The 12,680-nt window shown below is 58.4% G+C and carries 5 protein-coding genes; all 5 read right to left on the reverse strand.

Annotation, left to right across the window (positions count from 1 at the left end; translation table 11 throughout):
* Positions 1-52 precede the first annotated feature (52 nt).
* Positions 53-1,432, reverse strand: a complete 1,380-nt coding sequence (locus tag ONB25_04145; protein MDZ7392082.1) for a T9SS type A sorting domain-containing protein — start codon at positions 1,430-1,432, stop codon at positions 53-55.
* Between the two features lie 216 nt (positions 1,433-1,648).
* Positions 1,649-7,252, reverse strand: coding sequence for a T9SS type A sorting domain-containing protein (locus ONB25_04150; GenBank protein MDZ7392083.1), 5,604 nt, complete (start codon positions 7,250-7,252; stop codon positions 1,649-1,651).
* A gap of 235 nt (positions 7,253-7,487) precedes the next feature.
* Positions 7,488-8,744, reverse strand: a complete 1,257-nt coding sequence (locus ONB25_04155; protein ID MDZ7392084.1) for an ROK family protein — start codon at positions 8,742-8,744, stop codon at positions 7,488-7,490.
* A 5-nt stretch (positions 8,745-8,749) separates the two neighbouring features.
* Positions 8,750-10,516: a family 10 glycosylhydrolase gene (locus tag ONB25_04160; GenBank protein MDZ7392085.1), complete on the reverse strand. Its 1,767-nt coding sequence runs from the start codon at positions 10,514-10,516 to the stop codon at positions 8,750-8,752.
* 197 nt (positions 10,517-10,713) lie between these two features.
* A complete protein-coding gene (locus ONB25_04165) occupies positions 10,714-12,678 on the reverse strand; it encodes a T9SS type A sorting domain-containing protein (GenBank protein MDZ7392086.1) in 1,965 nt (654 codons plus the stop codon).
* Positions 12,679-12,680: the final 2 nt, after the last annotated feature.

Genomic DNA, 12,680 nt, shown 5'->3' on the forward strand with positions numbered 1-12,680 from the left:
AAAAGAAACACACACGCCCATACCCCCCAAATGTCGCAAACCCTGGGGCACTTCACTTGAGGAGCACCACCTTGGTAGTTGCCAATAGTTTTTGACCGCGAAGCTGGATTAGGTAGACTCCTGTGGCCAGCTGTTCACTTGAGAACCTCATTTCGTGCGGTCCCGCTTCCAGCACTCCATCGAGAAGAACCTGCACTACCTCACCCCTGGCATTGAGCACCTTCAACCGCACGGCTTGACGCTCTGCCAATTCGAACCTTAAGCGCGTGTCCGCGTTGAAGGGGTTCGGATAAACCTGCAACAAATCGCACGACTTCGGTGCTCCATGGAGTGCGGGGGCTACCTTTGTGCCGCCCCTCCTGAAGGCGAATGCACGACGGGCCCTTCCGTCGATCACGTAGGCGGATCTTTCGTCACTGCTCAACGCTACATCCGTTGGCTCCAGCATTGGGGCACCGCTCGGGTCGCGGCGAGACGAACTGAAACGGGCAGGGAGTTCCTCGAATTCTACTGCAAAGTTCCCCATCACCGAAAACACTTTAACCCAGCGTCGCGTGGTATCTGTGCCACACGCATAGAGGTTGCCACTCCGGTCGCAACAGAGGCCATAGGGAGTCCACCACAGCCAAGAGAGATCCGCAGCTACATCCGTGACCCTTTGCCCGACATACCCTTTCGGGTCAGTCTGCGTGCCCCCGGTCCACACGGCAACCCCACCCATGCGGCCCGTGGAGTCGCTGTTGCGGGAGGTATAGAACGGCGTGTTCGTCAACGAATAGTCGGCGCCAGGAATCACCGCGACGTCGCGGATGATGCTCCGGCCGGTCCCATCGTGGCCGCCCGGCTCTGACGGATGATACTCGATGGGCAAAATGGGCACCCAGTATCCGCGCGGCGAAGCTTGGTCCGTCATGTTGTACACGCGGATCGAGGTGCGAAAGGAGACAGACGCGTAAATGTATTTGTCCCTGTTCGCCGACAACCCCAAAACCCAGGTACCATAGCCCGAGCCAGAGTAAGCGTTGCGCTGCTGCGGGTCGCCGTCCAGGTACTCGTACATGATGGCCAAGGAAGGCGTGGGCGTCCCTGGCATGCGCGAAACCACATAGATGGTATCCCCGATAGCGGTGATCCCCCGCGTTGATTCAATGTTCAAGTCTGTGGTGTAGTCCACGACCAAGGTGAACACTGTATCACCAGGGCTCGCTTTGAACAAAGCATTCATGGCACCGGGTGTGGCTGCCGAACTTGAAATCACCCACAGGTTGTCATGACTATCAAATGTGCAGAGGTAGGGGTGGACTAACGAGTCCGGTTGCGGAAAACGGATATCCAGGTGAGGCTGATAGACCCAGGGCTCCTGCGCCCAAGCGCGAATGCCGAGGCACAACACTAGCCCCGCGGCGACGACACACAAGACTCGTGGCTTCATAGCGTAACCTCCAATGGGAGGTATTCCGAGTCAAACCTCCTCCAGCGTCCAGGCCGGCGAGCAGCACCAAGTCTTCGCGCCATGGACCTGCTGGCAAGAGACAGGGGTCATGCACTCTCCGGCCCTACTGACTGCCATCCGCGGCACTCCTCCCGAAAAACAAGGGAGACATCGGCTCGCACCGATGTCTCCCTCGATCGATGAACACCTGCGGTTCTACTTCACCAGAACCATCCGTTTAATGCCGACAAAATCGCCCGCCTCGACCCGATAGAAGTAGACGCCGCTTGCGCAGTCTCTGCCGTCAAAGGTAAAGGTGTGCACCCCAGCGGGCAAGTGCCCGTGGAACAGCTCGGCCACACGCTGGCCAAGCATGTTGTACACAGTCACCTTCACCTCAGACTTTTTCGGCAACGCAAGGCGGAAGGTAGTGGTCGGGTTGAAGGGGTTCGGATAGTTTTGGGTCAGTTCGAAGCTTGTGGGCAGTGCCGCCCCCAGTTCTTCCACAGAGACTTCGATGGCCTTCTTGTAGTAGGCCGCAATCCACAGGTCGACGTCTATGTTCCAGGAGAAGGTTGGGTTGAGCGTGGTGCCAAAGTCGTTGTAGGAGCCATCGTTGAAGCGCTCCCACGCCCTGTTGGCACCGTTGCCCTCGCCGTCCTTGTCCATGAAAATCGCGAATGCGTCGTTCGCCGTGGTGGGCCACTCGAAGCCGATAAACACCGGCCCCTTGAGGCGGAGCGGCGTGCTGAGGAAGAACAGGTTCCCGGCACGCGTGGTGTCCAACACATCCGTTGTGGTCACTAGTGAGGCAAGCAGCGAATCCGGGGCGCCGTTGGCCGCAACGGTCCTGACCACCAGCGTGAGCGTATCCGGTGTGTCCACGACCTCCTTGTACCCGAAGTAGTACCGGAAGCCGAAGAGTTCGTCACCGGCCTTGAAGTCGAACCGCTGGTACTTGCCAATGTCGCCATAGCTGTTGGTACCGGCAATCCACCCTGAGCCGTAGGGGTTGGGCGCAAGGGTTGGGGTGTTGCCGTAGAACAGCGTATCCAGGCGCTGCACCACAAAGTTCGGATTGCTGGAGAACGCGGCAAGCCCGTTGTTGGTGCCAAGAATGTAGTAGATAATCGTATTGGCGTCAACCTGGGCCACGTCCACCGAACCTGTGCCATTAAGGTTGGAAGTACGACCAATAGAGGGCGAGAAGGCGATCTGGCGGGCAAGGTCGTCTCCCCAGGCCACATCCACCACGATCAGCTTCTCGGCATTTCCCTCGCCACGCAGGTCCGGAATGTACCCGACGATCGCTTTGTGCTTGCCGTGCTCAAAGTACTTGATCTTGCTCGCGCCAGTCGGGAAGACCGTGGTGGACAAGGTGTCAATCACCGACCCATCGGCCTGCAGGTGCACCAGTGGCCTCCCGTACGACTTGACGTACACGGACCCGTCACTGGCCTGGGCAATGTTGGGCAGGGTGCTGAAGGATCCGCCAGAGCCCAGTGTAATGACCTGGCCGGTGAAGGAGTGGCCGTTGTCGGAGGTGGTGAACTTGACGTAGCGGTCACTGTTCGCCACGCCCGCGTAAATGGTCAGGGTATTGTCGCTGGCCTTGCCGTACACACTGATCATGTCTCCCATACGGCCCGAGGTTCCGGTGAAACTGATCACCGTCGTCGGCGTGGCCGTCTCGCTATCCCAGCGATACACCGTAAACGGCGTGGCCGCCGCGTCCAGCGTCATATTGCAGACAAAGATGACGCCGTCATCTGACACATCCACCGCATTGACCGGGAAAAAGCCCACCGGCGGCTGCGGAGCTTCCATCACGCCAAGGCTATCGCCAGTGAACGCGTCGTAGATGACCACCCGATGTGGCATACCGGCACGCGTCACGACGTAGACCCGGTCGTTGCCGTTCACCTTACCGTAGGCCATGCCACGCGTATAGTTGGCGGCGGCGAAATATGCAGGGATGGTGCCAGCTGCTTGGGTCTTCGCCCACAACGGCGTGAGCTGGGTGGCCACTTCCACAGGCAGCACGGGTTCGGTGACAGAGAAGTTGTCAAAAACCACCGTGCTGGTCGTGGTATTGTAGACGTAGATGCCCGGGTAACCTTCGGTCAAGAACGGGTTGGTATCCGCATATGGACAGCCAGGCAACAGCATACCGTCGATCCACACCCAGAACAGGTTGCCGATGACCGTGACCTTGAAGTTATGCCAACCAGTCTGCAGTGCCGGAAAGTCCACGCCAGGGTTCCAGTACTTGCTGATGTGCCAGTTGGCGCCATCGTACCCCTGCAGACGGATCTGGCCATTATCGCTCGCCGTGGAGTTGCGGAACACCACCCGGTAGTACTTCAACTCATCGTGCGCTGACTTGATCGCCAGGCCGGTATAGAGCGGGAACACCGGATCCGGGGGCCCGACCAGGTAAATGTCGGCGGAGATGGTGTAGTCCTTGAAGAGCGCGTTCTTCACGTGCGCGATGCCTGTGTAGCCCGAGTCGGTAAAGACGATCACGTGGCTTCCCCAGGCGCTGGCAGTGGAGTCAGCGACCTCAAGGGTTGCTCCACCAGTCTGGGCATTGAACTCCCAATTCAAGTCAAAGGTACCGTTCGTGGCGCCCTCGAAGATCGGAAGCTCGTAGACCACAGGCGGGAGAGGCATAAAGTCCTCCCGGAAGCGCCCACGCAGGGAGTAGCCATCGTCGTAGCGCGTCGCCGAGGTCGTGTACTGGTCGCACAACGCGATGAGGTTCATCGGCCCGGTTGGGGGCGTCCACCCATCAAGGTCAGTCTCCTTGTCGATGAAAATGTAGGTGGTGTCCACCCCATCCGTGACCAACACCCGGTTGGTGCTGCTGCTGTTCTGGCCTTCGGGAGGCCACGCCTGCGGGTTGACAATCCAGACGTTGTTGAGCTGCACCAACAGCGCCTCGTTTTCCTCGTTCAGGTCGCGGATGGTGATCAGCTTTGGCGTCAAGACTATGCCGCTGTCAACCACGGTGACGTCGCTGGCCGACGCCGGCACGATCTCGGTAATGCCGCGGTACTGGTCGATCCTGCCCTTGACTTCGACAAGGTCTCCCACCCTCAGGTTCAGGCTCACCGTGCCCGAGTACAGCACGATGCCCGCGCTCCCGGGGTCTTGCATGTAGTACTGCGCCCGAGTGCCAAAGTTCGGCGAGTTGATGACGCCGCGCAAGGTCACCTCTTGGCCAAGGAGATCCGGTCTAAAGTCGCCATCGGCATCGACCCGGGCCTCGGCTACCGTCAGCGGACGCGTGGGTGGCTGGAGCGGGACTGCGCCTTCGTCGGCACCCATATATGGGTAGGTGGTTGACCTTGCCTCACCGTCAATATCGGTGGCGACCCCGGCAATGGGAGTACCCGCCAAATCAAAATCGCCCACGGACGCACCGGTAAGATGCAGGTCCGACTCGCTTACCAACTCCACGGCTTTGGCCACGGAATTGGCGTCGAGCCCGGACAGTGCCTGCCACGCAGCCAGCGTGGTCGCATCGGTGCCGTTCCAGAAGCCCGTTCGGGCGTTGGTGGTGTCCGCCACATAGTAGTTGTTGTAGTTGGCATCCAGGGTGCCTGCGGTACCGCTGCGGTAGATAGCGTAGGTCTTGAAATCGCCCTCGGCATCGTAAATAATGTTGTTCATAACCGTATTGATGCCGTTGGAGATCTCCAAGCCCGTGTACAACACCACGCCAGAACCAGGCACGATGCCCAAATTGCGGAGATAGATGGTGTTGTGGAACACATTGGACACCACACCTTCGGTGGCGAGGCGAATGCCGATCATCTTCAGGTTGGGATTGGCTGCCGTGGTGGTGGCGTCGAACCCGGTGATGAAGTTGTTGTAGACGTTGTAGGTGCCCTTGCTCCCGCACTGGATGCCTATGATTCCATAGTCCCCAGCCGTGTTGTTAGCCGTGGACAAGAGCACGATCTTGTTGTTGAGAACGTTGATGGTATCGGTGGCACTTGCGATGGTGTAACCAAAAATGCCGAAGCTCATGAAGCCGGCGTTTGTCTGGTTCACGAAAATCTCGTTCCCCACGATGTCGGTGCAGCCGGCCCAGTTCAAAAAGATGCCGCGCGTCTTGGCCTCGATCTTGTTGCCTCGGAACACAATGCCCTTCATCGACTGCGCAGTCACCCCGGCACCAGGTGTTCCATAGGTCGAAACCGCCAGGCCCTGCGCGGAGCTTTTGAGGGTGTTGATGATCTCGCAGTTCTCCACCGTGACCGTATCCGGCAAGAAGAACTTGTCCTGGGCACTATCATAGCGGTACGTAAGGAGCACCGCATAGGTGACACTTTGCTGGGCTACCACCCGGAGGTTCCTCACCACCGAATTGTTCACGTCGCCAATGAGGCGCAGAGGCGTGGCGTTGCCATGCGCATTTGCAGCGGTAGTCACCAGCATATCCCTGGTAGTTCCGCCCTCTTGGTTGCTCCCATCGATGACTACATTGGTGGTCCGGACCAAACCCGCAGTCGTTGTCAGATCCTTCGTCCCTATCACCCACGCACCCGAGATGCCACTAGCCGGCGCATCAGTAGTCTGCGTGAAAGTGATGGTCGGCGTCACACCTGGTGCGGGCTTGATGGTCACCGTGTAAGGTGCAGCATCTACGCCAAGAGCAACGTTCACCGGCTCCACCAGGTCGCTGGTGACAAGAAACGCGCAGTCGCCCATAATCAGGCGCTGGTTAATCGCATCGCACGCGGCCTTGAGCGAGGCAAAGTCGGGGTCACCGCCTCCTGGTTTGGTACCCGGTGCGCCAACGTAGTAGACGCCCTTGAGAAAGTTGGTATTAATTTCATACGCCCCTAGTCCATTGTTCGTGCTGAGCACGTAAATCCGGTACTTTCCGCCCCCGAGGTCCTGCACCGCTACATCTCCGGTGCCATTGGGGTTGGCGTTTGTGCCCAGAACCGGGGTGAGCGAGTAGGTCTCCGCAGCAGTCGGGTCCCCACCGGGCACTCTCACCACCCGGGCGTTCTCATTGCCCGCGCCAAACTGAAACGTAATGAAGAACTCATCCCGGCCATCCGTGCCAATATAGCGGATAGCGTTTGAGCCAGTAGCTACCACACTGCCGGGCACTGTGCCGATTGGTACGCCTTCAGCGGTGAACTTCATGGCGCTCTTCCCGCCAGCGTTCCAGTAGAAGCTCCCGTCAGGCAATGGCCCTACTGAGGCACTACCACCGGTGTTCCCAATATCTAGCACCGTGGGTGTGAAAGTGGCCCCACCGTCGGCGGTGGTGAACTTGACCAGATGATTGGAGTTTGCGGAGGCTGCCCAAATGACCAGCGAGTTGTCGGCAGCAGAACCGGTGACGGTGATCTTGTCACCCAGCCTCTTGCCGGTGGCATCGTAAGTGATCGCCACTCTTGGAGAATCCGCTTCTGTGTTGTAGACGTAGACTTTGAAGGTGCCCCCTAATGCCAGGTTGCACACGTAGATCTTGCCGTCTGCTGAGACGCCCACGTCAGAGACCACATATGTGCCCCCAGCAAGTCCCCGGTTGTCCAGCATGCCCAGCGAGTCGCCGGTGGCCGCATCCAAGATGTAGATGAAGCTCCCACCAAAGCGACTCACCACGTAAAGTCGGTCGTGGCCGTCCACTTTACCATAGTCGAAGCCGCGCGTAAAGTGGCCGGCCGTGTCAAACCACGGTGGCATGGTAGCCTTTGCCACACTGCGCTCCCACACCGTGGTAAGCTCTTTACCACCAAACGCCATGGTGGCTGCCACGACCGTGAGCAGTACAGCGGCCAAAACCCTCCTCATACTGCCTCCTCAGTTGGACAAGAGACAAAAACCCACATCGGTTCGTTCCCCCTTCACAGCACCGTACAGAGTTCTTCCCCTACGTCTTCTTTCGCCGCTCACCTCCTTTCCGACTTGGTCCCTGTACTTGTGGCTCCGTATTGTTCTCAGCCAACCACCTCCCTTCTTTGCAAAAGCCTGCGCAGGAACAATACACGAAAGGCGCACATCAGTATAACACAACGCCAGCAAAAAGTCAAGCACAAAATTTCGCCATTTGCAGTTGTTGATGGTTACGACTGGCCACCATGGGCGGCTCGAAAATGCTGAGCAAGGCCAATGAAATAGCACCCCTTGTACCTGCCTCGCCCCTCAAAGTGCTCACGGTGACTGTGCTTGCCCGAAAGGGTATGTTGGCCATTTCCTCCCGCAGAATTGACCGCACCTTCGCAACGAGATACTTGGAATGATGCACGACTCTGCCCGACAGCACAATGAGTGTGGGATTCAGCGTTTTCACCACCGTCATACAAAGCGCGGCAAGCCCATACGCATACTCATCGAGGCAGTCGCGCACGCGAGCATCACCCAGATCGCCTGCCTTCAGCCAGGAGCACAGGTAATCTTCGTCCGTCTGCCCTTTCGGGATCGCTTCTTCCACTTCCCTTGCCACCGCGGCAACCAGGTTAGACTCACCAAGGAGGTCGCCGAAGAAACGTTGCCCCCTGTAGAGGCGGCGTAGGCGTCCTGAGTGGGCCAGGATGTGCCCCACTTCCAGATAGCCGATCTCACCTGCGTTGCCGGCTTCACCCCGTACCAGCTGACCATCCACAATGATCCCTGCACCGATACCTTCTCCAATCCACAGGTACACCATGTTCTCCACGCCCCGCCCGGCACCGAGAAGGCTCTCTCCCAGCGCCATGACGTTCACGTCGTTTTCCACTATCACTGGCACCCGGTAGCGACGGGCAAAACGCTCTGCCAGGGGCTTCCGGGCCCAACCGCGCAAGGTATCGGCGTAGCTCAATCGCCCCGTCCGATAGTCAACAATGCCAGGGATGGCAATGCCAATGCTGACAAAGCGCTCCGGCAGAACGTCGTGCTCTGCCAACAGAGCATCAACGGCACTAAAGAGTGCCTTCAGGACACTCTGCATGGGCGAATCTGGAGGGTACGTGGCCTCCTTCCATCCCAACACCCTCGACTCCACATTGCCCAAGGCTACCACGGATCGCCGCCGTTTGATCTCGACCCCCACCACATAGCCACCCTCAGGATTGAGCTTGAGAAGAATCGGCGGTTTTCCCCCTCGCCGGGTGGTTTCGCCCTTGCCTACAGTCATAATGAAGCCGGCCCGGTCAAGCCTGGCTACGATATCCGATGCAGCTACTTTCGAAATGTGAGCACGCCGCGCCAAATCGTTGCGGGAGATGGGACTGTAGTCCCGGAGCAACGTCAGGAGCCTAATCTCATTGAGCTTCCTGATCAGCCTAATGTCTGCCCTATCCACCGTCCCTACCTTAACAACACCATCTTGTGCACCACGGCCTCTTTTCCAGGCTCGCCGGGGAGACAGAAGTAGATACCACTGGGGAGATCTCCAGCATGAAAACGCACCGTCCGACTGCCCCCCTCTCCGCCCTTGACTTGCACTCGAGCCACACATCTCCCTTGGACATCCACAATGCATAGCAACGTCCCCTCTGGTGCGCCTCCCTGGAGTGCTATAGCGGTGCTCTCACGAAAAGGGTTGGGATAGCTGCTCAGCGTAAAGCGCGTACCACTCGTTTGCGTTCCCTTTGATCGCCGCGCGCCAGCTTCCAGCCGGGCGGCGCGGTTGCTATTGCATAGCATGACGGCATCGGCAAAGAGGTAGCGAGTGCCCACGCTTTCATTTGTCAGTCGGACGACAGGGCTGCTGCCGGCGGCCAAATGGTAGTCTCCTAGCTTGTACCATCGCGCGTTGCTCGCGAGACCTTGGTTTACCACCACTGTGTCCACCCCTTGTGAATACCTCACTTGGTATCGAGCCTCCCTGGCCGCATTCCAGTGGTAGGGGATAAACGCATAAACCTCATACCACCCAGGGTGCGAAATGGTGGCCCAATACTCAATTGAGGCCTCAGGGCTAGCGCTTGTGTACAGACAGCCGCCACGAAATCCAGCGATTCCAGTGTAATTGGTCCAAGTCCCGGTGCGCGTTACCGTCGAATCGTCCTCGTTAACGATGATAGAGGGTTGGCGCCAATCTGTCGGCATGCCCGGCACCCCCGCCGGTTCCTGATAGACTGTTGCAGCCAAGGCTGGCAGGTCATCGGCAAGCGTGTCGTAGAACCAGACCACGTGCCCTCGCAGACCTTTGCCGCGGGTTATTCGGATCATCGACACCAGCTGTTCGGTCGGCAAAAGGTACTGCTCGAAAACCGAAGTGATGCCCGGATAGAAGTATGACCTGTCCAGCACATGCGACAGTTGGAGGTCGAGTTCAGAGGCGTAGATAGCGTCGGTGGCGCGATAGACTTGCGGAGAAATTGCGTCCAAGTGGTGCTCATTAAACCATGGACGCCAGTCCTGACAAAAGTTGTCATACCCGTAAGGGTATACGATTGGGGTGCTGCTCACTGGGAGGTCTGGCCGCGCCTGCTTGAGCGAGTCGTACAGAAGAGCGACGAACGAAGTGAGCTTGTTAGCACGCCACCTCATCCACTGCGGGTCAGCTGGGTTTTGCGGCGGCGGGCTTCCGTTGTGCTCAGCTGCATACAGGGCAACCGTGGCCTCGTCATACCCGCAGTCCAACTCTGGGTACCTGATTCTGTCGAGTTGGATGCCGTCTACGTCATAGTTACGGGCGACTTCCAGGCATAAGGAGACCAGGAATTGTTGCGCCTCCCGGTTGCAATGGCTGAGCCACTTGTATTGATATTCACCATTGAACAGTATGCTGCCGTTGCGCCTCTTGGCGAACCAGTCGGGCCGTTGCCGGTAGAGATGGTCATTGCTTCCCTGACAGGCCACAAACCCGTACTCAAACCACGCGTGAACGTGCAGGCCGACTCGGTGCCCCTCGGCGATCATTTCTGCAAGCACGTCTCTTCCCTCCGGCAGTGCAGGATCCGTGTACAAACCCGTCAGCTTCCGAAACACCTGACTGCGGAAATAGGGAAAGCCATACCGCCACACATCCACGTACACCGCGTTCATGCCGCCGGCTGCGACGTTGTCCATGATGGCCGCGATTCTTTCTTTGGCGGGGACACTCGAGCCTGCCCACGCTACCCACACACCACGCAGCTCTGCCTCTCCACTGCGTGCCTCTTGGAGCAAGGACAAAAAGGTCAGCAACAAACAAAGCGTCGTTGTTCTGACAATCTCTTTCACTTTCCTGTGCTCAGTGTGGATCTTGCTCCGGTGCGGCGCCCAATCCTACGAGCGCCGCATTCGATAAGCATTTCGCCCTTCAGCCGCGCCATCTCATTTCATCAACGGACCACCACCATCTTTCTGGTCGCCACCTCCCTCCCGTCCACACTCAGTCGGTACAAATATACGCCAGAGCTTAGCAAACTGCCTTGGACAGTTACGCGGTGCGACCCGGCCTCCTGCCTCCCTTCGAACACTGTTTGAACCACGCGCCCCTGGAGGTCAAAGATTTCCAGCCGTACTCTCCCTTGCTGGGCGAGAACATACGAGATCTGCGTGCTCGGATTGAATGGATTCGGATGGTTCTGCGCCAGCTGGTGGCACGCAGGGACCATCGGCGTTCCTTTGTCACCGCTCACACCCGTCGGTCGGCTCCTCACATGGACATGAGCCGTGTCAGTGGGGAACATTCCGCTGCCCAGACTGTCAACAAAGAAGTAGTGCGTGAATCCAACACCTCGTCCCACTGGGTTGACCTCCGGGAAGGCGCAAAGCACTTCCCCACCGGCACCGCTCTGCGCCACATACGCCATGATACTGAGGCTGGTAAAGGCGGTTCCAAGGCCGGCGGCGTTCCTGATCGCCGCCAGTTCTGCCAGTCGATCCGGCCCTTCATCCGCATAGGCGAGTGCACCTTGGGAGGCCATGTTGCCGTCGAATTGGGTGTGCGTCCAGCGGGTTCCGTCCCATTTGTAGATGTTTCCCACCATGTAATCTGGCTGGTTCCACGATTCCACCATGTACACCACATCTGCGAGGAAAGGGAGCGCTGCCACGCCACCCGCATCTTCAGGAGGCGAGGCTGAGCCGCCGGCCCCGTACGGATCGGTGTCAAAGGCAACATACAAACGATTTGTCAGACTAGGATCGACCAGCGTGTGCTGCGTGATGCCGATAAACACCTTGCCCGCAGACCAGGTCAGGTACATATCCCTGCCGTTGCTTCGCCCCACCCGATCGGTGGGGAAAAAGTCGTTCTTGCCGTCGATGGTCACCGTCATCTCTTCCGAACGAGGTGTGCTGGCTTTGAGGAGCGAATCAAGACTAAGAGAGGCGATGCTATTGAAACCAAAGAGCGTGAGAAGCGAATGGCGCTTGCTGTCATAGGCAAGCGAATTGGTTGCATTGACATTGTTGACAAACGTAGTCCCATTGTAAAGCAAAGGGATGGAGTCAGAATTGGCACCGAAATAGTCGAAGGTGATGGTACCGAGCTCATCCTCGAAGTAGCGCACGCAGCGAACGGACAGCGCCCAAGCGTTGGTGAGGGCGATGAGCCGATATTTGCCCAGGATCATGTGCAAAATTGTGGAGGTCCCGCCTCTGGAGGCCAACGTGTCCGGGACCACGGCGATCACCGTGCCGTCGTCCGCGATGAGCTGGGGAGGGGGAAAGCCAACATCAGCCCCGTTGATCCACACTGGCCCATGTGGTGCAGTGGGCGATATCCCGTGGCGTGCCGCACCGGGCATTGGCAGTGGGATGTAGTGGTCCAGTGCCAGCGTGGAGCCGCCATCGTCCCGCAGAACCGCTATCTTCTGATTGCCCATACCGGAGATGTAGACGTAACGCGGCACTCCACCGCCAATGGCGGCAAAGGAATCCCCGTAACGACCACCGTCCAGCGGGTCATCGAAAACAAGCTCGGGCGGGGCTGCTTCATCTGCATAGCGGTAGATGCGCACACGTGCTCCCGGCGTATAGAGCGGCGCGCACAGATTGGAGGCATATATGGTACCATCTTCGGCGACGGCGACCATGTTGATGGGGTACGTCCCTCCGCCGACAATCTGTGTGTCCAGCGTTCCTACCGAGTCGCCGGTTGCAGCATTCAAAGCAACAATTCCAACACCCCACCTGCGCGTGGCCACTAGCACATGATCGGTCTGCCGGCGATACGCCAGCGAGCGCGTAACATCGCTGGCCGGGTTCATATACCGCGAAGTGGCCCACCTCACCGGGTATTGAGCCATTAGTACAATCGGCAGGTGAAGGGCAAAGACAAAACTCACGAGCCGCGCCATGG

Source organism: candidate division KSB1 bacterium, assembly GCA_034506335.1.
Taxonomy (GTDB): Bacteria; Zhuqueibacterota; Zhuqueibacteria; order JANLFK01; family Oleimicrobiaceae; genus Oleimicrobium.

Coding starts and splice junctions, on each gene's coding strand:
- ONB25_04145 (MDZ7392082.1), bottom strand. CDS start 1,432: ATGAAGCCACGAGTCTTGTGTGTCGTCGCCGCGGGGCTAGTGTTGTGC.
- ONB25_04150 (MDZ7392083.1), bottom strand. CDS start 7,252: ATGAGGAGGGTTTTGGCCGCTGTACTGCTCACGGTCGTGGCAGCCACC.
- ONB25_04165 (MDZ7392086.1), bottom strand. CDS start 12,678: ATGGCGCGGCTCGTGAGTTTTGTCTTTGCCCTTCACCTGCCGATTGTA.